Origin of the sequence: Shewanella eurypsychrophilus (assembly GCF_007004545.3) — a bacterium.
Taxonomy (GTDB): Bacteria; Pseudomonadota; Gammaproteobacteria; order Enterobacterales; family Shewanellaceae; genus Shewanella; species Shewanella eurypsychrophilus.
On sequence record NZ_CP045503.2, the window covers coordinates 825,080 to 849,962 of the forward strand.

The following is a 24,883-nucleotide window of genomic DNA, read 5'->3' on the forward strand; positions in this document are numbered from 1 at the left end:
TGGCTTACTAGAGCGATAGAATAAGCATAAATGACTCCAGCTGTGTACAAGAGCCCTATCTAAGGCTACGTGTATCCAGATTCTAACTTCTCTAGATCCAAATTTAAGTCTTTATGGATATATTCTTTATGTTTTACTTTCCATACTTTGGAATCGTCAAGCTTTCTGGATAATACAACTTTTGCAAACAGGGTTTGATTAGCCTGAGGGTCAAGTGAGTCAAAATCCTTAACAATCACAATAAGCTCTCCCTTAGTTATCCCGGCCACATGAGAAAATCTTGCTCCACCAACGTCTATTTCACATTTTTTATCTGCAATATAAAAGCCGCCAAAACCACTACATCTTGAGCAAATCTCGATTACACCCACACCGTAGCAACCACTTCCTCCATTGAAGCCAAAGTCGCATTGGTACACCACTAAGTAAGTCGGCTCCTGATAATCATAAATCGAGTCTTTGTCAGATAACTCATTTTTTATTAAAGTAAAATCCCAGCAAGATCCCATTGATTCAGCATGCTTTATAGCCATGTTTAGGACTGCACTCTCTTCTGCTTTTGCGGCATTCATAGAGGGTTCATATGCAGTTACAGAAACATTTTTTAGGGGGTAACTATTAAACTCGGCACTATCTGACATTTTTCTTAGTTGCTTATATTCATCTGTAGCAAATAGGAATGAATGGTACTTTATCAATAAATTCTCACTAGTTGACTCACGTTCTATCTGCTTTCGTACAGTTTCATAAAATTGGTCGATATCTTTTTCTTCAACAAAATCATGAGTATCTACCATGTACTTGCCAACGAAGTCTTTTAGACTCCACCCTAATAAGCCAATGGTATGTTTTATAGATTTTTGAAGCTCTTTGACTCGAATCTTACGGTGATCTTCCAAAAAACTCATATATTCCTCCCTGATGTTGGATCTTTGTCCCGAGTTGTCCCAAGTGACCTTGCTACTGTATGCGTGTCACCTACTGGGACAGTTACTTTACATCAAAATAGAGAGAAATTATGACAAAAAATTCAGGTTCACAATCAAACCAAAAACCAACATCACCAACGCCTCGTCCTAAAAATGGACCAAGCACTACAGGGAAAATTTCAGGTAAAGGCCGAGGGAACAATCAACCTAAAGGAAGATAGTCTTTGTGTTGGTGTAATATTTTTGCACCAACGTTTTTCTTCCAACAAAGCTAGCAGTATGACGTTGACATGTAAGTTAACTCTTAAAGTAAATGAAATACAAATTCCTTCTATCTTTCGTCCATCTTCAAATAGATCCAATCTTCTACTTCTTTGCGTACCCATGCTACTGATCTACAGCTTAGTGAAATCGACTGTGGGAAGTCTTGTTGGTTAATTTTCGTATAAATGGTAGATCGACTTAAGCTTGTCATTTGTGTTACCTCTTTGATTTTAATTAAGTCACTTGGTTGCTTTGTCGGATCTGTAGGGCATAGAGAGGGGAGAGTTAAGGTTGCTATAAGTGCTTTATTATCAATACAGGTTCTGAGTTGAGATTCAATCGTATTCAGGTACTTTAGATTCAACTCTAATGCTCTGATAGCGCTCTCCGTAGTGGATTTTATGTGTGACAGTTGATTGCAAACTATTTCGTACTCTGATCTCTTCATCACTGAACCCTCCAAGCTAATTACTATAAAACGACATTACTCGACTCATTAAGCTTATCTTGTCGTCTGACTTCATGATAATCATAATGCTCGTAGTTGAGCGTGATCTAGTGGCGTTAGCCTAAGCTACCCTATTGAGCCAGTTTTGCGCCTGCCGTGAAGTGGTTGTAACTTATGGTTATCGTGAAACTGAGCCAGTTTAAGTCATAAAAAATACGGTTTACCAATGGCTTGCCAACTTAATGATAATAATCATTATCGTTAAGTTGGCAATACTCTAGTCATATATCTTTATGATTGGTAATTATCCCATAGCGGTTTAAAAATGTTTGAGGCTTCTGCAGATGGAAAACTCCTATTTTTATCTTTCTGATGTTCCACCTTGTCTTGAAGCCCCGTTTTTATTTGTCTTGTAATTTTTGAATGGTTTCTTTTTACTGTAACCTCGCTAATATCATCCCTTAAGCTTATGTTTTTATAAGTTTCAGTTACATTTGTTTTATTATTCTGTATTCCATGCTTTGTATCAAAACACTCAAGTGCAGACAAAATAGCTTTTATACTCATTGGCTTTCTGCTATCTGAAAAAAGTATTGTAGACTCTTCAAACCAAGCTAGTAAGCGAGAAACATAAGCTAGGTTATCAACTCTCTTTGCATAAAGGCTGTTACTCATTTCAGAGGTTGAGTTGTTTTCTTTATCTTTTGATATTTCATCTTTTATGAAGTCACCTTTGTATGTTGTTGATAAACATTCCGCTAATACAAAGGCTGCATGATGGATTTGATTAGACTCAATGAGATTTTGTAGTGTCTCTCTACTAATCTTTATATTACATACATATTTACTCTTGGGATTCCAGAATGGGTTGTTGGACTCTATAGTTTCGTAGCTCCAATCAAACTCAACCATAGCGTTCGTCCTAATTAAAATTTTTGAAATTTTATTTATCCACCTTGAAACTGCCATGGCATAGCTTTGATGGATATTTGATAATAGGCAATCTATGATATTTATATCTACATGTTTACTCTCAGAGTATGTGAAAATATCCTCAATATTGTCGTTGAGGTATGAGATTATCAGTTGTCGATCAGCCTTTGGTATTAAATCATTCACACTGAATTCATTAGGGACAAAGTTTAGAGACTCGTATATATGTTTAGCGAAAGGTGGGGGGACTCTTCTATTGTTTAAATTTTTAAGCGTATAGAACAAGGATTCAGACAAAATTTCTTCAACATTAATATCTCTCTGAAAGTCTAGAATTACCTCCCTGATTTTATCGAATTTTAATATAGAGGTAAGTAGGTTTTCATGGTTATACCCAAGTCTTACAGCAAAAGGTATTGGATCAGAAACACCTTTGATTACAGTTTCTTTCAAATGTTGAATTGAGTTTTTTAATGCTTCAACATTGGCACGTTGGAGCTTGTTTGAAGCATAATGATACTGCTCTGTATAGTAGTCTAAGGAAGGTCTTCCTAAATCATGATACTCAAATAATCCGTGCATGAGTTGCTCTGCACTTTTGTTTTGTGGGGAAATTCGGCTGTGAGGTTTGTCGCTCCGGCTTTGATCAAAAGTTGTCGCTTTCTCTAACATAGCTGAATAGTCATCAAACCATTTTTTGTAACTTGGGTTTAAGTACAGACTGCGTGCGGTCATTGAGAGTATTAAAACTTGCTCGCTTACACCTGTATATATGTAAGAGAATGGATTTACCTTATCTTCTAGTAGCCTTTTCAGTGTGGCTGTATGTCTCTTCACTCTGTGATCCCCTGCAGTTTATACTATTCTGACTGAATTTTTAGTATCAAATAGAACACTTATCCAGTGCAGTTAAAATCCAATGACACATATTTTACTCATTTTATTCAGCTAGAGTAATATTTTTCTATGTCAGGCGACTTGTTGTATCGTATTAAGTCATTTTTGTGCATAAAAAAACTATTGAGCAATTCAAGTGTCATATTGGCAGATATGGGTGCTACTTTATCTGTTTTCTCTTCCAGTTAGCTTTAAAGGTATCACTTACGAAAGATATTGACGTGAATGTGGCGCTTGCCCTATGCTGTGTCGGTCAAATGTTGAGCTTTGATATAGATAAGCTCTACTTTTCTAGCTGAAATAAGGAGCATGTAATGCGTCATAGCAATAGCGATAGCCCATCTATAGCGGAGCTTTTAACTAAGGTCGGTGAGGTGTTTGAAACTAATCAGAACAAATTTAATAGAGGGATGTTCTCAAGCCTGCCAGATCATCAACAACTGTGTTCACTTCAAAATTTTTATGACAGTGGTATGGCTGTTAGTCAGATAGCGAAAATGACTGGAATGCCAGAGTCTACTGTTTATTCAAAGATAACAACTAGGCGCTAAATTTTTTGTTTAGTTGCATCTGTGACAGAACGAACTGTCGACTAGTCGAGTACCGATCGAATAGTCAATTGTTTATTAAGTTCATCTATAAAATATGTAGTTATCCGAAGGGGCTATTACTCTGGGAAAGCATATTAATGATATTTTCAAAAGTAGGTAGAGGGAAAGTTGTATGTTTGATTTCTTAGAGAGTTGTATTGATACGATTATTGAGAACCCTGTAAAGTCAGTATGCATTGTAGCTGCGACTGTCGCTACTGGTGGGGTTGCATTTGTTGCAGCTCCAGCTATTGGTGCAGTGGCAAGTGCGGCTGGCCTTGGTGTTGCGGGCGGAACATTAAGCGGTGCGGCTGCTAGCTCAGCTGGTTTAGCTGCTTTGGGTGGTGGAAGTGTAGCTTCTGGGGGGCTTGGAATGGCTGGCGGCACGGCAGTTGTAACTGCAGCTGGGGGCGCTATAGGTGGTGGTGTTACAGCTGCTGTAACTAAAGAGAATAGTTAGGGCTAAGGTTTTCTTTACTGTGTCACTCTTTTCAAGTGACACAGTAAAGCTTCCAAGTGAAATAACTCTTTAATTAAGGCTAAAATTTGTTAACACCAACACCAACACCAACTAGCACTTTGTTAGGTTCCGAATAAAGCAATTTTTAAGATATCTGTAATGTTGTTTAGCCAGAAATAGCTCAAATACAGCCCCGCTTTTTGTACTCAGTCTTCCACTCATTGAACTGCTTTGCCAACCTTGCATAGCTTTTAGCTAAAGCCGCAGGCGAGACAGTTTTCTTCTTAGGTTTAGACTTTCTAACCTCAACACCAGATAGCTCACGAGTGAACATCTTGGGAACAACATGGCTGTAGTGCTGCTCTATCATCTGAACACTTGTGCCGCACTGCTTGGCTAGTATTTCCATGCTTACTTCACCAGACATCAACTGCCATGTGATGTAGGTATGACGTAATGAGTAGAGAGTTCTGACACCATGTGCTGATTGCTTCAAACCTATTTCGAGGAGTGCCTTATCAAATGCCTTACCAAGCTCTTTAGTCGTTGAACCATCGGCTAGTCTGAACAACTTATCTGAAGGTTTACGGTTGGGGAATCGTTCACGTAGATCTGCAATGCACGAGAATATCTCATCACGGCAAACTATCTCCCTTGTGCCTGTGTGTTTGGTTGTTTTCCCTTTTGTCACAGTGACATAGAAAACGACATTGTGCTCGTCGGTTTCCATGTGAATATCACCCCAAGTTAAGCCCTCCATTTCTGTGCCAGGTCTGATGCCCGTATGTACGGCAAACTCCATATAATCTAAGAGCAGCTCCCTTATCTGGCGTGTTTTCTCTTTGCGGCTATTCTCTTCGAGCTTGATGATCGCATCGAAAGTTTTCTCGTATTCATCCTTAGAAAATGCAGCGCGGCGTTGGCTGGATAAGCCTTCGCTGTTGAGTACCGGAACTTGCATGGGCAGCATCCACTTTCTAACCACCGCTTCTTTGAAGACCATCTGCAGGGCGGCGTTATGTGTTTGGATTGTGGACTTCGCCGGTATACGTTTGAACTCTTCAATGCGCCATTTATCGAACTCGCGGATCTGCTCTTGGTCTATGGAAGTTATAAAGGTTCGATCAAAGTAAGGGATATGGTATTTACGCAGGGCACCAATGTAATCTTTGTAGATTACCTTACCACCGCCATGCATTGATTCACTCAGCATCTGGTCTATGGCTTTCTCTGCCACATCTTTAAAGCGTTTACTGTCGATTAAGGTGTTGGTCTCGGCTCGTATTTCATAATCCATAAAAATACGGTGAGCCATCGCTATGGCCTCATTCAGATCTGTCTTCTTTGTGGCCTTGGCGTACCATTTACCGTACAGCACGAAGCGGCAGTACCAGTATTTACTGTTACTCTGAAGGTAGACGTAAAGCTTGTCTGAGATGTTGTGACGTTCGATTTGTTTGCTCATTCATCCATCATAATGAGAAACGCTTGTGCTTGCAAAGAATTTGCAAAGGTGATTTATGACGTTTTTATCTATTGATATTATTGAGTATTTTTAGAAGCGTTCTTTTCAAAATCCGTTGCTTTCGAGCGTGACGGTTCAAGTCCGTCCTCCGGTACCAATCGAATAAAGGAACCTGCCATTGTGCAGGTTTTTTTATGTCTGAAACTCAGCATAAGCCAGAGCTCCGCTGCTTTTGGCTATAGTCAGTGCTTTTGAATTAAGTAGCGTCGACTACGTCCTTCTCCAATCGGGATTAATACCCCTTTTTCAACCAGAACGACTATATCTCTTTCGGCCGTTGCATCGGATGTTTTGGTTAATGCTTTATATTTTTTCTGAGAAATACCCTCACTAAAATCCGTTGTTTCTAATAGCTTGGTAATCACTTTTCGTTGTCTAGTATTAAATACAGTTAATTGGTTCTTTTGCCAAAAGCGAGTTGTATGCATGACTCTAGCTTGGGGATAACGATGGTTTTATCATAAGTAAAGTTAGGCCAGTCTTTCAGTTGCCAAATCCACATAATGCCTCTCTGAGTTTTTTAGAACTGCTAATCATCTCAAATTATGAGTCGATTAAGGGGGGAATCAACTCATTTATCTTTTTCTCATAGTAAGAGCAAAGTTTACTGTGACAATTCTTTATGCAAAGAATTTGCAAAGGTGATTTATGACGTTTTTATCTATTGATATTATTGAGTATTTTTAGACGTGTTCTTTTCAAAATCCGTTGCTTTCGAGCGTGACGGTTCAAGTCCGTCCTCCGGTACCAATCGAATAAAGGAACCTGCCATTGTGCAGGTTTTTTTATGTCTGAAACTCAGCATAAGCCAGAGCTCCGCTGCTTTTGGCTATAGATCAGTGCTTTTGAGTTAAGTAGTGTCGACTACGTCCCTCTCCAGTTGGAACTAAGATCCCTTTTTCAACCAGAACGACTATATCTCTTTCGGCCGTTGCATCGGATGTTTTGGTTAATGCTTTATATTTTTTCTGAGAAATACCCTCACTAAAATCCGTTGTTTCTAATAGCTTGGTAATCACTTTTCGTTGTCTAGTATTAAATACAGTTAATTGGTTCTTTTGCCAAAAGCGAGTTGTATGCATGACTCTAGCTTGGGGATAACGATGGTTTTATCATAAGTAAAGTTAGGCCAGTCTTTCAGTTGCCAAATCCACATAATGCCTCTCTGATTTGTTTAGGCCTGCTAATCATCTCAAATTATGAGTCGATTAAGGGGGGAATCAACTCATTTATCTTTTTCTCATAGTAAGAGCAAAGTTTACTGTGACAATTCTTTATGCAAAGAATTTACAAAGGTGATTTATGACGTTTTTATCTATTGATATTATTGAGTATTTTTAGACGTGTTCTTTTCAAAATCCGTTTCTTTCGAGCGTGACGGTTCAAGTCCGTCCTCCGGTACCAATCCCTTTTATTAGGAAAAATAAAAACTAAGCTACACATTAATGGTCCTTAATGCTTCTTGCTAAAGGTGGTCGAAGCGTATTTGGGTGGAATTTAAAAGATCGTGAGCGATTAGGCGTTAGTTGGAAGGCTGGTGACTGTGTATAGATCTCTTAAATTATATTCGTTCCCACTTTGCAGAATGTTACGAACGTTATGTACCTCTTCTATAGGTAAGCCTTTGACGATGAGAGTGAGTAATGCCTGCGAGAGGTGACAGATTTCTGATTCAAACGTTTTATTATTATATATTTTTACCTGCATAACATTCCAAATGTTAGTTAAGCCATTGCTGGCTACTTTAACACTCGCTTAAGCATAATGATAACCTCACCGATCCCCAGTGTCAGGATAGTTGGCGCTCCTTAAGTTATCCATTAGCCCCAAATGTTGGAGCAAAAAAAAAGAGTCTGATGACCCGATATTTATTAGAGCGTAAAAGAAGCTATTTTCGAACGTTATAGCTCCTCCACACTATGATCGTTGCAGGGACCGAGTAGAATGGAGGGCTATAGTTTACCCGAATACCAATTTCAACAGATTGATAATACCTGGGTCATGCGTGGCTATTAGTTAGAAAGTAATAGAGGTACTAAGTACCATCATATTTGCTTTACTCGTTTTGTATCCGTACCAGCTATCGAGTTGTCTAAGAGTTAGGCACGCTGAGATCGCGTTAGAAATTTTATAATTCACAGCTAAATCGAGACGATATCCAGAGTCATGCTGCTCCCCATCGATACTGTCGGTATAACCAATAGCATGCTCTTCATCACGATCAAATACGCCGTTGTATAGGAACTTGAGTCCCCAGTTATCTGATATTGGGTATTGCACCGTTGCATTCAAAGCATAGCCTGAAAAGCCAGTGAATTTAGCGCCTGCATTATCGATACTGACATAGTTGACGCCTGCTCCGATATTGGCTTTGGCATCACCAAGCTTGGTATCATAAGACAGGCCTAGCTTCATGTTGTTTTCATAACCATTGGTGTTAGTAAAAAAGAACTCATCAACCATGTAGTTAAGGCCGGGAGCAAAGCCCGTTTTTATGTGTGCCACGCCGGCAAACTTAAAGGTACTCCAAGCTTCGCCTAGCGCTTCAGCTTGTGGGTCTGATGACGACTGCTCCAAGTTTTCGAAGATACCGACAGTGGCAATTCTGCCCCAATCTTTGGCCCGTACGTTTGCTACTGTGAGTAGCGTTCTATCAAATTGGTTTTTGTTTTCGTCTAACGTATCACTTGCATGAGCAATATAGCCGGCAGTCACTGTAGTAAAGTCTTTTGCTATTGCGTTAACACTACAGGTGCAGCCGATGATGACGGGTAAAGCTATTTTTAAAATGTTATTCATTGAGATTAACCCTATAAAAAAGGGGCCCGAAAGCCCCTTACTACATTTATTTGTTATTATTTGCCGAACTGACTGGTTAGATTCACTAAGCTTGCACGATAGTGAGGTGTGTTAGGCTTTTCAGATAACACATCAATCTCGACTTTTACCTTGCCGTCAGCATGACCAATCTCGTTAATCTTACCGATTGTACGTTCGCCAGGGTTGTACAAGTGAATAGCAGCGCTGAAGCCAAACATAGTGTCTTTGTCTTCCATGTACTCTACGTTTGATGTAATTGCACTATACCAATCGTAACCACGTTCTTTACCGTATTCCCAGACCTGTTCAATGGTCATGTTTTCTTCGTCAATTTTGTACTCAACGTATCGGCTGTATTTCATAGTGGCTAGCGCAGGTTGCTCATGACCACGGCCATCGCCATTATCAAACACGGTTAGGTTGCCGTTAGAGTTGTTCAACCAAGCAGTGTGTTGTGTGTAAGTAAAGTCGAAGTCGCCTTCACAAACACCTTTCTCAGTACACTTGATCTCGTTGCCTTTTGAATCAACTGGGGTCAGCACTTTCTTAGCCAACTCTTTGTTCCATCCTTCGCGTGGCGCCTGGATCCAGACAACCTCTTTATCACGGTTAATCTTAGCTACGCCTTGATGACGTAGGGAGATGATGATGCCGTCCCCCTTTGGATCGTACTCGATTGAGTTGATGTGAGCCCAGTTACGACCAGCGCCAACACCTGGGATATCGCCATAAGGTGCATCAATTTCCATCTCGGCTGTTTGGCCTAAATGGTCCATATCAACATTCAAGCAAACGGCGCCCATATCCAATGCTTCGAGCAGAGCATCACGGTATGGATCAAGAATTTTTGCCACGTTCCACACGTCGACTAAGTTGCCGCTTTTGTCCATTTCAAGCACATGATCTCGAACTGTGTGCACGATATCACCGCGATCATTGACGTAGTTAGCCTTTGCTGCACGCACTAACGTATGGCCATTTGGCATCACATTGTGCTCATGTGATGCATCAACATATCCGCGTGGCAGACGTTGCGAATCTATTTGGCCTAGTAGATTAAACGTACCGTAGCGTTGACCCTGTACGAAGGTATAGCTACCTTCACCAGTATCTTGAAAGCCCATCAAGTAACCGCGTTTCTCGATATCTAAGCTTGTCGCATCATAAGTCGCGTCTTGGTTTAACCACCAACGCACTTCACCTTGAGTATCGATAACATAGGTCATTGGTGGGTTTTCAAATGGAAGCGCGCCCATGGCTGGCGAACCTTCAAAAATACCGGCGTCTTTACCCTTTTGACCAGACCAATGCAGATCTGAGCCTTGCTGGTTGTACGTATGAGAGTTCACAAGGTATAAGCGGTCTTCAAAGCCCTTGGCGACTTTCTTAACCTGAACTTCATGTAACGCTGTAACGTTTCGGTTATCCATGTAGTTGTTAACGATTGCGCCAGTCAATGCTTTGTATGTTTCTGAAACCTTCTTACCGTCTAGCTTATAGGTGACTTCAATAACATTGCTGTGGTTGGCATATAGACCAAATACAGGGATACCATCGTGAGTATTAATAGTTTGTTGGCCAACTGGGTATTTGATATCAACACCGTCGCGGCCTTTGCCTTTGACGGTGATAACGACGTCAGTAGGGCTCTTGCTCTGCAAGTCGATTAGCGCGGTAAGTGGAGAGTTTCCATATGGGTTAACAAGTACCGCACCAAGCTGACCGGCAGCAGGTGCAGGTTTAAAACCTGCAGCAGATGCACCTAGAGATATAGCTGCAATAGCAGTCGCTAAAATAGTTTTCTTTAACATAATATAGTCCTATTTATTTCTATTTTTTAAAGTTTTAGTGATAAATGCAATGGTTAAAGGTAAAGCGCAGGCAATGAATACGGCGTAACTGATAATGCAGTATTGAGCCATGTTTAAACCGAGTAGTGACCAGTCGTCTTCGCCGCAAATACCTGATGGGGCAAACTCGAACGGTAGCCACTCATGAAGTGGTAGTCCTAGAGGGAACGTTGGCTCTAGCGAGCAAGCATTAGCGCCTTGACCCGATTGGAATAGATCCAGACCTGCATCTGCGGCATGACTCGATACATGCTGTCCTGCCAAGATGATTGCTTTGTCTAGGCCGTAAAAAATGCCGTACCAAGCTAGGGCGAGACCGAGGATCTTCAGCACATTATTTTTAGGGTTGATGATCATTATCACGCCAGCAATCAGAATGCAGAATTGGCTGAAGCGGATGTAGACGCAGTTTTCACAAGGGTCCATCTCTAGAAAAACCTGGAAAAACCCCATTGCTGAGCCCAGTAAGAACACACATGCGGTGGCCATAACGGCCCATACGGCGCGACCTTCTTGAGTTGCTTCCAGAGTGGGAAGCGGGTTTGCCTTTAGTTCGGCAAACCAGAGTTTGAGTTTAGTTATCATGATGGATCCTAAAGGTTGTTCTTGATGGTTTCGTCAAGGTTCGCTAATGAAGTAATCGTGCTGGTGTCAATCATCTTGTTACCGCCCACAACGATAGCCGGAATGCCTTTCAACTTAGCGATAGTGAGTGCAATTGTGCGGTCATAGGCTAGCTTCTCTTGTGCTTTAGAAGAGTTAAGCGCGCTTTCAAATTCGGCTTGAGAGATCCCAGCTGCCTTCAGACCTATGGCGGCTAGTTCGCCTTTGACAGCTTTAGACCCTTTAACATTTTTAAGCTTTTTATCGTGAATAGCGGCATACATCGCCATCTTGGCTTGCTTGTATTTTTTATGACTGATGGTGTCAGCAGCGGCTAATACCTCACAAGATTCAATACCAAGCTCGCCCTTGTTTTCTAGGCAGATTGCCTGGAACTTAGCGCTTGCTGGCAGGTTTTTGATTAGGTTTGGGGTGACGGCTTTTTCGTATTTATAGCAAAATGGGCAATATACCGAATAAACCTTTTGAACCGTGTTATCTAATGCAGGTGTATCTATCAGGATGACTTCAGCAGCGGAGACTGCGAATGTCATGAATAGTGCAGCGGCTAAAGTGGTGAGTGATGTTTTCATAATGCCCTCAAAAATCGTGTGATATATAATTAATTTCTGTTGACAATGATATTTTCTTATGAAGACTTTTACTGTGACGGGATTTACTGCCGGAGGGAAAGCTTTATTCCCATGTATAGTGATGGTTGTCACGCAAGGTGAAGCTTTACATCACACTTGTTAATAGCCGATTGAAATCTGTCACGGTTCTGGTTGTGTTTCTTTGCAGTCACATTAATAATTCGTACTGTATATATATAAATTTTTATAAGTTTTTATAAATAAGGTTTATGTAGGGGCGATATGCATAACTATTTAAAAATAAAGTCGGTGATTAGAGACCGGATATTGGCTGAAGCTAAAAAGCTTATAATAGAAGAGGGAGTTTGTTCATTTAGGCTGTCTCAAATACCGACTCAAGCCAAGTGTTCACCTAAAACATTTTATAGTCACTTTAAATCTCGGGAGGATATAGTCGTCGCACTATTCGTTGAGCATGTAAATGATATTATTGTTAAAACAGATATGATCATGGACATGGATGAATTGAGTAATAAAGAAAAAATCGTCTTTACCTTGATGTACGATATCGTTAAATGTTGGTCAGCCAAAGAGGGAGATGTCTGCATTAATTTCTTAGGCGTCAATCCGCATGTATATGGATTTTCCAGTTCTGAGTATGAAGGAAACATTAACGTTATATTTATTGAGTTAAAGGCAAGAGTTCAAACCCTTTGGCGCAGAGCGGTTAGCAGTGGTGAGCTTTTATCGAGTAAGGATGAAATCGTTGACTGTATTTTTTCGATGAGAACCATAGAGCGAGGGAGTATTGTCGTTGGTCAAAATAAGTTTTTACGTCAACATGGTCACGATAATCGAGTAGAAACCGTATTCAATTTATTATGTTTAGCTGCCAGCACCCTAAAGTGGGATACGGTTCAAACTCTGTCATATAACAAAATGCTCAAGACGATAACGCCTCTAGTTGAGACGGCGGCGGAAACAACGTTTAAGCACTGTAGATTAAATTACGAAACGCTCAACGAACCAATAGAGCTTTGATTCTGTTATTGTCCGGCTTTGGTTGTTGGCTATAGTATCCAGCGCAGGGATCCTTGTTTATCTTTTCAAGTTGCATATCAAGAGATAAAATTTGACCTGGCTCTCAGTTACTCATGTTGGTGATTATTTACCCATATTTTGCTTTGCGAACAACTATTTCGACTGTAGCCTATACACCTGTATGGTTTTTAATTGAGTTGGGTATCTGGCATGTGGAACAAAAAATATATCGCTAACCCCGTATTGCTATTGGTTAATATCTTTTTGATTGGCTTTATTGCGTTGCTTTGGATGTGATCATGGAAATAAAAATTATAGATGCAGCTATTAATGCTTTTAAAGCTAAATATGGTGTTTCTATTCCAGCGCAGATTATTACTATTGAATACAGTGGAGAAGGGATGTGGAGGGTGAAATTGCCCTCGAGTGATTTAGCGACTGTTGAACAAGCATCATTACAGGTTAACTTATTATAAGTTTTAATGTCATTTTAACTGTTTAACAGGGAGAGGTGAGCCTCCCTGCTTCTGTTAAGTCTTAGTTAACTTTGTAAAATTTTCAGTGGCAAGCCTAGCATGTCATCACCTGAGCCAGCCAAGTACCAGATAATGGCAACAAGTGCTCCGACAGTGAGAAAGTACCACACGGTTGAAAATATTTGTCCGTATCTGTCTAAAGGCAACAAGTGACTCTGATGGCGCGTCTTCCATTCAAAGCCAATCTCTAAGCTACCTATGAGCAGTAAAAATCCTAATAAAGCTAAGCCTAAGGTATAGCTAATATATACACCGATTGCAGCACCTGCGATACAGGCCGAGAGACCCATGATGCTGTTCATCGAAAAACTAACACTTTTTAAAATATGTCCACCATCGAGTGGCAAGATAGGCAGCAGATTGAACAGGTTTAGCAGCGCATTAAAAGCCGCAAGACCGGCAAAAAATACATTGCCTGTTAGCCAATAAGCGACGAGTGAGAGAATGGACATGATTAAGCCAAATGTTGGTCCCATGATAGAGATCACTACATCTTGCCAGCGGGTATTAATCTTTTCATCGCTCAGTGCCAAGCCTCCCATAAAGGGGATCAGGTAAATTCCTTTAGTTTTCATACCAAAGTATTTCATTGCACGGATATGACCATATTCATGGAAGACTAAGCAGGCGATAAGTGCCATGGCAAACTGAAATGAGAATAACCAAGAGTAGGCCGCAACACTGGCGCCGGCTAGAACCACCTTGATAACTTTAGCACTCTTTAACAGCTTAAATCCCAAGGAAGCTAGGCCAACTAAACTGACTTTCCGTTTCGCTTCGATAGGCTTGACTGGTACCTGTCGCTCAATATCTTTGGTGTCTCGGCTTCCTTGAGCTATGACCGTTTCATCTTTGCTGAGTCGGTAATCTAAGAGAAAAGGCTGCCAGTTTAGTTCGATTTCTAGACAAAGTTTTATTGTTTGGGTCGCTGTTGCCGATAGTTCAGCTTGAGGTGTGCTATCGCTCACCTCTGAGTCAGTGGCTTGTTGAGTGATGCTTGATGTAGGTTGAGAGGTGAGTTCAAACTCATGGGTTTTTAATCCCTCATTATCGGCAGATGCTTGTTTTGCTGATACTAAGGCATCCCCCCAAAAAAGCTGCTGCCAACCTGCCATAGAGCCTTCTAATCTTAACTCTTTGCCTAAACAATCAATTCTTAGTAATTCCACAAATGATCTCTTCGCTTTTGGGTATTCAATAGATTTTAATAGGGAGGATTATGCACTTATATAGGTGGGGAAGCGAGGGACACTTGAACCGGATAAACCAAGGGTTTGAGATTCTAGTATTAGCAACCTCAAACCAGAGCTAAAGTTAATTTCGACTGCTATAGTCGAATGCGATCTCCTGATTTTGATTGAAAACTATACAGGTGCCGTGTTCTCTCTGAGTACGGTTGAATGCGTTACCTATATGTAGCTCAACATTAGCAAAAATATGTTTATTCACTTCAATTCGGTTCTCTAGGAAATAACTCTCAATCTCCTGCTTGATAAGCTCAAATTCGGCCTCTTCTTTTGCCTGCTCATCAACCATGAGTTGCTTCTGGTCGAGCATCATTTTCACCTGCTCGACCATCATTGCATCCCCTTGCCATTCGCTTTTTGGAGGGAGTTTTTTTAGTCGTGCCGCAAGCTCAAGTTTTGCAACCACCATCTCTCTAATACTTTGCTCTAGCTCTTTAAGGTTTTGTTTTAAATCGCTCTGTTTCATGGCGCAAAAAACTTCAGTCTTAGTTCCAGCAGTGGCACCGATGACAACAGCTTTAAGCCCTTTATCTGCTTTAACTATGCCACCGACTAAGTCACCTCTACGACCAGTAGGATCACTGACGGTCAATTTTTGCTTGGTTTTTGTATAGCTATGCAATAATTGTTTGGTGACCAATATTTCACCTTGTGCGTCGAGATCTGAGTATTGAATGAACTGAGCACATATCTGACCTTTAGCCTTAATCTTAGTTGATAGCTCTTTTTCTTTGAGTTGTCTGCCAATGATGCCTTTACTGACAATGACATCTCCATCGGCTATCAAGGTGGCAGAGTCGACAAACCCCATCACAGTAATATCTCCAGTACTTTTTACTAGCATACCTTCATGAACATCACCGGTGATCATGATGCTACCTTTGAAGTCAATGTTGCCATAACCGACATCGACATCTTTGATATTCAGCACATCGTCTACCTGCATACCTGTTTTGGTTTCAACAGGCTGACCAGCGACGATGGCAATTAAATGGTTTGGATTGTTTTGATCTAATGCGGTTCCATCACCAGGGGTAAGCTTAATGTCTTTACCGGGCACAGGAGTTAATACTTCCCCATGAATATTGTAGCCTTTAGTCCCTTCAGTAGCTGGGTGTTTTACTATCAAGAGGTCCTTGGGTTTGACCATGATTACTGCGCCTAGATTGCGCATGTCAACGGTACCATCCTCTCTTTCTTGAGGCTGTAATAAACGCTCTCTGGCAAGGGGGACTTTACGATCTATATTGGCATTTGTACCATTCTTGGCGGCTTTTCCGCTGGCGATGATACTTCGGCAAGTTTGACCAGGTTGAAGTTGAGTAAGCTGTTTAAGTAAGGTTTGTATTTTAACTTTACTCAATCCCATGCCGACATTGTTGGTTTTTAGGGACTTTAAAACATCTTGAATGGTAACCTCTTCCCCTCCCCATGCCGCAGTGAGTTGCATTTCTGCAGTCATTTTATCATCATGGATCTCTACTTCTATCAATCCATTGCGACGCTCTGCTATCTGAAAAAACTGTTCAAACTGACCATCGTCCTGCCCACAAAGCTGGTTGACCTGTATGACGGCTTTTTGAATGATAGGCTCAAGTGGGAATAGGCAATCGAAGTCGGGAAGGGACAGAAGGGTATAAATCCCTTCTTCTGTGAGTGGACCATGAGTGTTTGGTGTCACTTTAAATTCTGCAAAATTGTTATCGACACTCAGTTCTATTAATTCTGGCGATAGCATAGTCAATTCCGATGTAATGAATAATTATTATTTTTTTTTATATATCTTTACTAGCGTCTGAGTATAACAGCATAAAGTTTGTGCTATGAAGCCCTAACTGACTGAAAAGTGTGTGCTGTCTAATAAGTATGGCCGAAACCTATTGTTAAAGTAGAAAAAAGGCCATCGCTGTTAGCAATGGCCTTAAGTTTGTTGTTTTTATTGCATGCGCGAGTGCTAATTTTTGAGTTTATTCGAGTAAATTTTGTATTTGTTGTTTTCAGCAGGAACGCAAACCTCACCAAACTGAGTTGCAATCGTATCACTGTATGGCAGATGTCGATTGGCGACAATATGCCACACTCCGCCTTTTCTCAGTTTGTTTATGCTCTCACTGACAAAGTTTTTGGTAATATTAGTGGTGCTTTTAAGCCCGTCATGAAAAGGAGGGTTAGAGATGATTCCTTCGAACATACCTGTTGTTTGCATCAGCCCGTCAGAGGGATAGGTCATGGCGTGTAAATCATTCGCTTTTAAGGTGAGCTCACAAGAAGCTATAGCCATAGCATTAATGTCTACGCATTCTAGCTGTAATTCTGGCTGAGCTTTGAGCAATGCCGCAGCGATGACACCTGCACCACAACCAAAATCTAGCACGCGACCTTTCATTCTAGGCAAATGAGATAGCAATAGCTTGGTTCCCTCATCTAGCTTCTTTTCACTGAACACTCCCACTAAGTTACACACAGTTACTTCGCCTTGAGGTGTATCGAGTTGGTAGCTACTCACCCAATCGGATAATTTGATTTTAGGCGCTTTTTCGATAAGTTCACTGGTAAATAGCAAGCAGTGTCGAGCATTATCTTGTTTAAATGGACTTGAAAAATAACTGGGTATTTGTTTAATCAGAGAGCGTATGCCACCTTTGTTTTCGCCTACTACTATGAGTTGACCACCTGGTTTCAGGTGTTGTCCAGCAAGGTTAATCAGGTAAGCGGCAAGTGCTTTGGCCTTGGGGTAATAAATAATTGCAGTATCAAAAAGCGCTTCATTGGGCAGTTGATGGCTAAAATATAACGATAAGTTTTGGCTATCATCTGCTGTCATTGTTAGATGATGGTGATAGTCCAAAGCAAGGGCTGTGACTTTTTCGGCACTCTCTAGTAGCTTGCTTGGAAGCCGATCATCTTCATAGTTGAGCACTAATACATTTTGGTTTTCGAATAAATCGTTATTTCTAAGAATGACTTGGGATGGATTAGTAAACACAATGACCACAGTTGATAATTTAAAAATTTATTATATCTCAAAAGAGTTTTATCTATCAGCTTTAGTCAGACAATTTTTCTGTTGTGAGTGCGCGAAGAGCTGGGCTTGAGTGAGGCTGAGTAAATCATTATTGCTAATAGATACTTAGGCTGGATTGAGGTTCATCAAAGGTTTTGAATTTTTTTGAATCAAAATGTTTAAATGTAAATACGCTATTTTAAGCAATAAATATTGAGCGGCAGAAGCATTTTTTGCCTAAGCTGTAGATACGTGAGATATAGGTATTCGCTTAATTGCTACTGAAGCAAGATGCCAAATTAACTTTGGATATGTGGATAAAGATAGTAAGGAGACTGTTGAATGCGCCTCTTGGCCACATGGATGTTAGTGCTGTATCTCTTTTGTGCTCATTCGACCGCAGCTCAGGTCATAGTGAATGATTCAGCCATTGATTTTCCCCTGCCTGCTCAAGAGCTACGCCTTATCTTTTCTATGCAAAAAGTGTATTGGCCTGATGGTCAAAAAATTCAAGTGTATATTCTTTCTCCTAATTCAGATCTGCATAAAGAATTCTGTGTCCAGCAATTAGATATGATGCCTTATATGTTACAGAGGAGATGGGATCGGCTGGTATATTCCGGGACGGGCGAACGACCCATTATCTTAAGAAGTGAAGCTGAAATGCACCAGGTTGTTTCTGCCACGCCGGGCTCCATTGGTTATATCACCGAGCAGTCAGTCGTTGACGATAATAATGTGGCAAGGAGTGCCTATGAAACGACACAATAGGTATCTGATGTGTCTATTTTTTATTTTTGGCAGTTCTATATCCAGTGCTTCAGAGTGGCAATTGAATGGCTTTGTTGGTCAAGGGTACATTGCTGCGGAAGATACCCAATTCGTTGTCGGCCAAGATAGTAGTACCTTCGAGATAACCGAAGCCGCATTTGCAGTGTCTTGGAAGCCCATGGAGCACTTTCGGTTTGCCAGCGCACTTAGCTTCAGACAATGGGGGGATCTCGCTGATGCCGGTATCGATTTTGACTATTTGTTTGCCGAGTATAGCGATCAAATGTGGCAGGGGACAGTAGGCATCCGAGCTGGACGCTTCAAAAATGAAATGGGTTTTTATTCAAGTACCCGAGATGTGCCTTTCACTCGCCCGAGCATCATGTTACCTCAGTCTATCTATAGTGATTACTTCCGTGATGCTCAGCTACATATTGAAGGCGCAGATCTTTTTGGAATGCATCAGATCTTAGATGGCGCTTTGGATTGGCATATTTCAGCAGGAAAAGTTGATGTTACTGAAAATCTAGATAGAAATGTGATGGGCAGTGAAGACTTAGGCACCTTCGATTCCGAGCAATTTTACTCGGGAGATATTGAATTTCAGAATGACTATATTAGGCTTGGTGTGACCTATTATGATGCCGAGGTTAGCTATCGACCCAATAGTGATACCTATTACTATCCTGGAGATATCCGTTTAAAAAATTGGGTTTTGTCAGGGCAGATAAGATACAAGATGTTTGAATTGACAGGTGAATACATGACGGGGGACAGGCTCATCAATGGCTTAGTGATACCGCCAGTAGCCGGTGAGTTAGTCGATTCTGGCTTAGGTTACTATCTGGACTTGAGGGCCTACCTACCTAGTGAGGTAGAACTTTTTGTTCGGTTTGATCGGCATATAGATGATGACAATGATTCTGATGGGAAAAAATCTGAAGCAAGTACGGGTTTGCCTGCTTACTTTGGTTATACCAATGATTGGACCTTAGGTGCCCGCTGGTTCTTGAATAATGATTGGTTATTGGCAACTGAATATCATCATGTTGAAGGCGCATCTTGGGTGACGCCGATAGTGGCTCCAGATCCATCCACCCAGTCAAAAAATTGGTCTATGTTTGCATTACAACTTTCCTATAGATTCCAGTGGTAGCCTAATGACTAAACCTGAAGGTCGTAGCATATTTATCAGTCTCAAGTGGAAGTTGCTTATTGCAGTGCTAATCATGCTGACTATATTAGGCGGCATATTAGGCGGCTTTGCCTATCGACAGCTGACTAACCAGCAGAGCTATTTACTTGAATCACAGCGAGACAAATTAGCTAAAAACCTAGAAACTTCAATATCTCTGAGTGTTGATCACTCTTTATCGGCTGCTCAACAAATTGCATTATTGGCTGATCAGGATGAGCCTAATCTCGTAAGTTATCAAGATATGCTTAATCAGCACTGGCCGGATTTACAACTATATTGGGAGCTCAATCGGCTGAGCTTGATGTCATTGAGCGGTGAAGTGCTTGCTCATGCTGGCAAGCTTGCCAATAAAGATGATGAGATTTGGTTTGAATCTGTTTCAATGAACTTAGAGCCACACTGGAGAATAGTGTGTCAGCAAGAATGTGTTATTCAAGTTTTGGTACCTAACCTGTTACAGGGGGAGGTACATTTTCTATTCATGGAGTCGGGTCTGACAGATATTTTGGCGAGGTTCAGAACCAATGACAGTTTTGAATTGGCAGTATTAGGAACGAATAATCAGCTTAATGAAAGTCAAAGCTACTGGGGTAGGCAGGTTTACAGTATAAGTAACAGAAGAGATAGCTTATTTCATCTTGAGCAAGCTGCTGAGCAATTCACTTGGGAACAAATAGAAAACACGGGTGGTGTGTATAAGGTGGGAGGGGAGTTTTCTGTGTTATGGATTTTCCCTCTGGCAGAAGGTGAGTCGCCCCCGGTCATATTAGTGATTAACAATATTAGCGATTGGCAATCGCTAATCAGTGAATTTCAGGAGAGTATGCTAGGAACGCTGCTGTTAAGTTTAGTCTTTTCTGGTGCATTAGTTATCCTTGCTGCCTGGGCACCGGTTGTTAGCCTTGGTCGCCACGCAACATTATTGCCCTTATTGGCTGAACATGACTTTGATACTTTAAAACTGCTGTCACCTAGAACATCCTCATTTATTGTTGATGAAGTCGACTTGATCAATATTGCAACCCATCAGCTTGCAGAAAAAATGCAAAATTTAGAGTTAGAGGTGGATGAGTACACCAGTGAGTTAGAGCGATTGGCTATGTTAGACACCCTGACAGGTTTGCCTAATAAAGCCATGTTAATGCATGAACTGACCAAAACCATTGCCTGCGTGGGACGTATTCATGACAAGGTTGCCTTGATGTTTTTAGATCTTGATGAGTTTAAGCGCATCAATGATAGCTTAGGCCACACTAAGGGGGATGAGTTGCTGACTATTGTAGCCAATAGGCTTAACCATAGTGTGAGGGCCATGGATACCGTATTCAGGCAGGGAGGAGACGAGTTTCTTATTTTACTTCGAGGGACTCGCTCAGAAGAAGATGTCCGTAAGGTGATCCATAAGATATTCGCCTCACTGCAACAGCCTGTGGTGTTAGGTAACCATAAGCTGATTGTGACCACGAGTATCGGGGTTGCTTATTGTGAAAGTAATAATGTAAGAGCTGAAGAGTTGATTAAGCATGCCGACTTAGCCATGTATCAAGCTAAAGATGCTGGTAGGAGTAATTATCGGGTGTTTACCGAAGAGATGCTGCAAAAGGCTAATAATAAGCTAATGATAGAGCAAGATATTGGTGCTGCAATTGCTGAGAAGCAGTTATCACTCTCGCTACAACCGATAGTGTCATTGTCTGATGGAAAAGTGAAAGGCTTTGAAGCCTTAATTAGGTGGCATCACCCTGAAAGGGGGCTGATTATGCCGGGAGATTTTATTCCTGACATTGAAAACAGTGAAGCGATTATTCAAGTGGGTAATTACGTACTTGAAGAGGGAGGAAAAATTTTATCTCGATTGATTAAACAGGGCTGGGGAGAGCTGTATCTTGCGGTCAACTTGTCAGCGAAACATTATCTAGATCCTGGTTTAATTCCTCTGGTACAGCGAGTGTTGTCAAAACATCAGATCCCACCGCAAAGCTTATTGCTGGAGGTGACTGAGGAAAGTGTTATTGAGCAGGTGGATTTAGCTTTAGAGGCTATGCAGTCTTTAAAGAGTTTAGGGGTGCGCATTGCTATCGATGATTTCGGCACTGGTTATTCATCACTCAGTTATCTGAAGCAGTTACCATTCGATGTATTAAAGATTGATCGTTGTTTTACTGCTGGAGTGTTAGATAACAGCGTCGATACGCATATTGTGACTACAGTGATCGACTTGGCTCATAATTTAGGTAGAACTGTGGTTGCTGAAGGCATAGAGACGATAGAGCAGTGTGAATTCTTGGCTGCTGCTCGATGTGAACTCGCTCAGGGCTATCTGTTTGCAAAACCCTTAGAAGAGAGAAAGGCCTTTAGAATTCTCAATGAGATTGAGACTGATGGGGTGTGGCCGCTCGACTCTCTACCCCAGCTAGCTAAGCTGGGGAGTTGATCATCAATATTTGAGGTTATTTATTTGGCTGAGATTTAACTTTAGGCAGTAAACTCATCAGCTTATTTGCAATATCAGTGTTGTCCTGATAACCAGCAAATAGGCTAGCCGCAGGGCCTGTAGCGAATACCTGTACGTCTACACCTGTGTGCCCGACCGTTGTCCAGCCAGTGTTTGAACGGCTATCTATGAGCTGCTTTATCGCAGTCGTCATCACTTCTTTACCTTGCATACGGGCTAGTGTTAACTGAGATTGTTCATCTTCATTAGGTTCGAAGCCTAAGTTTAGTGTTACACGAGTGAGCCAGTCACCATCAATAAGGGCATCTTTGGCGATAACATCTGGGCTAGCTTGTACCCCCCTGATGATACTCGTATCCCATTTGTACTCGCCGTTGGCACCTATGCTTAAGCCTCCGGTATTATGATCTGCCGTTACTACCATCAGAGTATCGTTATTTTTCCTGATATATTGTTCAACGACTTCAATGGCATTGGCAAATTCTTCCATCTCTCCCATGGCCGTTGCAATATCATTATTGTGACCCGCCCAATCGATTAGGCTGCCCTCGACTAGCAGTACAAAGCCTTGATCATTTTGCGATAATAGCTCCAGGGCCTTAGCTGTCATGATGCTGAGTTTATGGCTACCTTGGTCATCTATGGCCCATGGTAGCTGCACATCGGCGAACAGGCCGATGACTTTGCCTTTAGTCACGGTATTTAGCTGATTAAAGTCAGCAAGATATTGATAACCTTTAGCTTCAAACTTCTCTATCAAATTGGCAGGGAAGTATCTTTGCCCACCACCTAACATGACATCAGTATCTGTACCTAGATAACTCAGCGCGAGCTCGTCATAATTTTTTCGGCTTTCATTATGGCTTAAGAAAGCGGCTGGTGTAGCGTGGTTGATCTGTGATGTCACAGCTACGCCAGTGGCAAGGCCCAGCAACTTTGCTTTCTCCATGATGGTAGGGACAGGCTGTTTATTAATATCAACCGAGATCGCACCATTATAAGATTTGACACCTGTGGCTAATGCCGTTGCCGAGGCTGCTGAATCTGTGACATAACCACTGACTCGAGCGGGATAGGTACTGGACGTGCCGACCAAAAGACGGTCGAATACTGTTTGTTCTATCTCTTGAGTATCTGGGTTGTCTTTATAGTATCGGTAGGCGCTGGTATAGGCTGGGCCCATACCGTCACCTATCATGATCACAATATTCTTAGGGACACTGGGAGCGTCGCCTAACATGGTTTGTACTGGAGTTACTGCCTGAGCTGCGGCGCCCATACTGCTGATTAGTGCCAATCCTGTCAGCATACAGAGTTTAAATATCGTCATATTTTGCGTCGCGGCCATTGCTTACATCCTAGCTTGATTTAATTCGTGCATCGATTGCATTTATTAGCACATGGGGAATGTCACTTTACCCATGCGCTTAAGTCTGTTCTTTAGTCAGAGCTCTTAATCCGTGCTTCGATTGCGTCCATTAGCATACCTGTAATGTCTACATCATAAGCCGCCTGGATCTCTTTGATACAAGTAGGGCTAGTGACGTTAATTTCGGTAAGCTTATCGCCAATCACATCCAGGCCGACAAAAATGAGTCCTCGTTTCTTAAGTTCTGGGCCTAAGCTGCGGGCAATGTGCCAATCACTCTCTGAAAGTGGTTGTGCGACACCGCGTCCACCGGCTGCCAAGTTGCCACGGGTTTCACCTTTTTGAGGAATACGGGCCAGAGAATAAGGCACAGGCTCACCATCGATGACTAAGATACGTTTATCACCTGAGGTGATGTCGGGAATAAAGGCCTGGATCATGGCATATTGCTGGCCATGATTGGTTAATGTCTCGATGATCACGCCTAAGTTAGGATCATTCTTCTTAACCCTGAAGATTGAGCTACCGCCCATGCCATCAAGTGGCTTGAGTATGATATCGCCTTTTTCCTGATAGAAATTACGGATACGGGTCTCATCTCTAGTCACTATGGTGTCAGGAGTAAATTCTGAGAACCAGGCTGTAAATAGTTTTTCATTTGCGTCACGAAGGCTCTGGGGCTTGTTGACGATAAGAACGCCTTCTTCCTCAGCACGTTCAAGCATATAAGTGGCATAGATAAACTCAGTATCGAAAGGCGGATCTTTACGCATTAACACGACATCAAGATCAGACATCGGGGTATCGACCGCTTCGCCTAATTCGAACCAGTTTTCCGCATCTTGCTTGACAGATAAGGCTCTCATATTGGCCATAGCCTTGCCATTCACCATAGCGAGATCGTGCATTTCCATGTAGAAAAGCTGGTATCCGCGGCTCTGAGCGTCGAGTAGCATGGCGAAACTAGAGTCTTTCTTGATATTTATATCACTGATTGGATCCATGACTATGCCGAGTTTGATCATCTATTCGCTTCCTGTTTTCACCATCTTTAGATGGGACAATTGAATTTTGTATTATGCTTATAAAAAGAGGTTTTGGCTAAAATCTTGCTAGAACCTAGAACCTAGAACCTAGAACCTAGAACCTAGAACCTAGAACCTAGAACCTAGAACCTAGAACCTAGAACCTAGAACCTAGAACCTAGAACCTAGAACCTAGAACCTAGAACCTAGAACCTGCTAGTAACCAGGCCTAGAACCTAGAACCTGCTAGTAACCAGGCCTAGAACTAGAACCTGCTAGTAATCAGGCCTAGAACTAGAACCTGCTAGTAACCAGGCCTAGAACT

At 41.6% G+C, this 24,883-nt stretch carries 23 protein-coding genes; 7 read left to right on the plus strand and 16 right to left on the minus strand.

Annotated elements, in window-relative coordinates:
- Window positions 1-65 precede the first annotated feature (65 nt).
- From FM038_RS03360 to FM038_RS03370, 3 genes are all read right to left on the minus strand, one after another.
- On the minus strand, window positions 66-908 hold the full coding sequence (locus tag FM038_RS03360; RefSeq protein ID WP_142871960.1) for a hypothetical protein: 843 nt from the start codon (window positions 906-908) through the stop codon (window positions 66-68).
- Between the two features lie 352 nt (window positions 909-1,260).
- Window positions 1,261-1,641, minus strand: a complete 381-nt coding sequence (locus FM038_RS25370; protein WP_142872908.1) for a helix-turn-helix transcriptional regulator — start codon at window positions 1,639-1,641, stop codon at window positions 1,261-1,263.
- Window positions 1,642-1,932: 291 nt separating this feature from the next.
- Complete coding sequence (locus tag FM038_RS03370) at window positions 1,933-3,411, minus strand: hypothetical protein (protein WP_142871961.1); 1,479 nt, start codon at window positions 3,409-3,411, stop codon at window positions 1,933-1,935.
- Between the two features lie 374 nt (window positions 3,412-3,785).
- Between FM038_RS03370 and FM038_RS03375 the strand changes: the two genes are divergently transcribed.
- Together FM038_RS03375 and FM038_RS03380 are read left to right on the plus strand one after the other, a co-directional pair.
- Window positions 3,786-4,022 (plus strand): RNA polymerase sigma factor, encoded by a 237-nt coding sequence (locus tag FM038_RS03375; RefSeq protein ID WP_142871962.1) that lies wholly within the window; start codon window positions 3,786-3,788, stop codon window positions 4,020-4,022.
- A 172-nt stretch (window positions 4,023-4,194) separates the two neighbouring features.
- On the plus strand, window positions 4,195-4,521 hold the full coding sequence (locus FM038_RS03380; protein WP_142871963.1) for a hypothetical protein: 327 nt from the start codon (window positions 4,195-4,197) through the stop codon (window positions 4,519-4,521).
- A gap of 181 nt (window positions 4,522-4,702) precedes the next feature.
- On the opposite strand, the gene FM038_RS03385 is transcribed toward FM038_RS03380, so the two are convergent.
- The 8 genes from FM038_RS03385 to FM038_RS03420 form a co-directional block, all read right to left on the minus strand.
- Window positions 4,703-5,986 (minus strand): tyrosine-type recombinase/integrase, encoded by a 1,284-nt coding sequence (locus FM038_RS03385; RefSeq protein WP_142871964.1) that lies wholly within the window; start codon window positions 5,984-5,986, stop codon window positions 4,703-4,705.
- Between the two features lie 242 nt (window positions 5,987-6,228).
- The gene (locus FM038_RS03390) at window positions 6,229-6,474 is read right to left on the minus strand and encodes a hypothetical protein (protein WP_185965793.1); all 246 of its coding nucleotides are present in this window, start codon (window positions 6,472-6,474) and stop codon (window positions 6,229-6,231) included.
- Window positions 6,438-6,548 (minus strand): DUF4172 domain-containing protein, encoded by a 111-nt coding sequence (locus tag FM038_RS25405; RefSeq protein WP_142871965.1) that lies wholly within the window; start codon window positions 6,546-6,548, stop codon window positions 6,438-6,440. Before FM038_RS25405 ends, FM038_RS03390 begins: the two co-directional genes overlap by 37 nt.
- 543 nt (window positions 6,549-7,091) lie before the next feature.
- Window positions 7,092-7,202 (minus strand): DUF4172 domain-containing protein, encoded by a 111-nt coding sequence (locus FM038_RS25410; RefSeq protein ID WP_142871965.1) that lies wholly within the window; start codon window positions 7,200-7,202, stop codon window positions 7,092-7,094.
- 860 nt (window positions 7,203-8,062) lie between these two features.
- Window positions 8,063-8,845, minus strand: a complete 783-nt coding sequence (locus FM038_RS03405; RefSeq protein ID WP_142871966.1) for a hypothetical protein — start codon at window positions 8,843-8,845, stop codon at window positions 8,063-8,065.
- Window positions 8,846-8,901: 56 nt separating this feature from the next.
- Window positions 8,902-10,677: an aryl-sulfate sulfotransferase gene (locus tag FM038_RS03410; protein ID WP_142871967.1), complete on the minus strand. Its 1,776-nt coding sequence runs from the start codon at window positions 10,675-10,677 to the stop codon at window positions 8,902-8,904.
- A gap of 9 nt (window positions 10,678-10,686) precedes the next feature.
- On the minus strand, window positions 10,687-11,301 hold the full coding sequence (locus tag FM038_RS03415; protein ID WP_142871968.1) for a disulfide bond formation protein B: 615 nt from the start codon (window positions 11,299-11,301) through the stop codon (window positions 10,687-10,689).
- 8 nt (window positions 11,302-11,309) lie between these two features.
- The gene (locus tag FM038_RS03420) at window positions 11,310-11,912 is read right to left on the minus strand and encodes a thioredoxin domain-containing protein (protein WP_142871969.1); all 603 of its coding nucleotides are present in this window, start codon (window positions 11,910-11,912) and stop codon (window positions 11,310-11,312) included.
- Window positions 11,913-12,194: 282 nt separating this feature from the next.
- Here FM038_RS03420 and FM038_RS03425 point away from each other — a divergent pair, with 282 nt between their 5' ends.
- Together FM038_RS03425 and FM038_RS03430 are read left to right on the plus strand one after the other, a co-directional pair.
- Window positions 12,195-12,953, plus strand: coding sequence for a TetR/AcrR family transcriptional regulator (locus FM038_RS03425; protein WP_142871970.1), 759 nt, complete (start codon window positions 12,195-12,197; stop codon window positions 12,951-12,953).
- 299 nt (window positions 12,954-13,252) lie between these two features.
- The gene (locus FM038_RS03430; RefSeq protein ID WP_185965744.1) at window positions 13,253-13,429 is read left to right on the plus strand and encodes a hypothetical protein; all 177 of its coding nucleotides are present in this window, start codon (window positions 13,253-13,255) and stop codon (window positions 13,427-13,429) included.
- 65 nt (window positions 13,430-13,494) lie between these two features.
- On the opposite strand, the gene FM038_RS03435 is transcribed toward FM038_RS03430, so the two are convergent.
- From FM038_RS03435 to FM038_RS03445, 3 genes are all read right to left on the minus strand, one after another.
- Window positions 13,495-14,658 (minus strand): site-2 protease family protein, encoded by a 1,164-nt coding sequence (locus FM038_RS03435; RefSeq protein ID WP_195873203.1) that lies wholly within the window; start codon window positions 14,656-14,658, stop codon window positions 13,495-13,497.
- Between the two features lie 145 nt (window positions 14,659-14,803).
- A complete protein-coding gene (locus FM038_RS03440; protein WP_142871971.1) occupies window positions 14,804-16,474 on the minus strand; it encodes a DUF342 domain-containing protein in 1,671 nt (556 codons plus the stop codon).
- Between the two features lie 216 nt (window positions 16,475-16,690).
- Window positions 16,691-17,722: a methyltransferase gene (locus tag FM038_RS03445; RefSeq protein ID WP_142871972.1), complete on the minus strand. Its 1,032-nt coding sequence runs from the start codon at window positions 17,720-17,722 to the stop codon at window positions 16,691-16,693.
- A gap of 360 nt (window positions 17,723-18,082) precedes the next feature.
- Between FM038_RS03445 and FM038_RS03450 the strand changes: the two genes are divergently transcribed.
- From FM038_RS03450 to FM038_RS03460, 3 genes are read left to right on the plus strand one after another with little or no spacing between them, the layout of a single operon-like run.
- Window positions 18,083-18,511: a hypothetical protein gene (locus FM038_RS03450; protein ID WP_142871973.1), complete on the plus strand. Its 429-nt coding sequence runs from the start codon at window positions 18,083-18,085 to the stop codon at window positions 18,509-18,511.
- Complete coding sequence (locus tag FM038_RS03455) at window positions 18,495-19,667, plus strand: hypothetical protein (protein ID WP_223292992.1); 1,173 nt, start codon at window positions 18,495-18,497, stop codon at window positions 19,665-19,667. Before FM038_RS03450 ends, FM038_RS03455 begins: the two co-directional genes overlap by 17 nt.
- Before the next feature lie 4 nt (window positions 19,668-19,671).
- A complete protein-coding gene (locus FM038_RS03460) occupies window positions 19,672-22,143 on the plus strand; it encodes a putative bifunctional diguanylate cyclase/phosphodiesterase (RefSeq protein WP_142871974.1) in 2,472 nt (823 codons plus the stop codon).
- Between the two features lie 16 nt (window positions 22,144-22,159).
- Here the strand turns inward: FM038_RS03460 and FM038_RS03465 are convergent, their stop codons facing one another.
- Both FM038_RS03465 and gshB read right to left on the minus strand, forming a co-directional pair.
- A complete protein-coding gene (locus FM038_RS03465; protein ID WP_419555612.1) occupies window positions 22,160-23,512 on the minus strand; it encodes an alkaline phosphatase in 1,353 nt (450 codons plus the stop codon).
- A gap of 92 nt (window positions 23,513-23,604) precedes the next feature.
- Complete coding sequence (gshB, locus tag FM038_RS03470; protein ID WP_142871975.1) at window positions 23,605-24,558, minus strand: glutathione synthase; 954 nt, start codon at window positions 24,556-24,558, stop codon at window positions 23,605-23,607.
- Window positions 24,559-24,883: the final 325 nt, after the last annotated feature.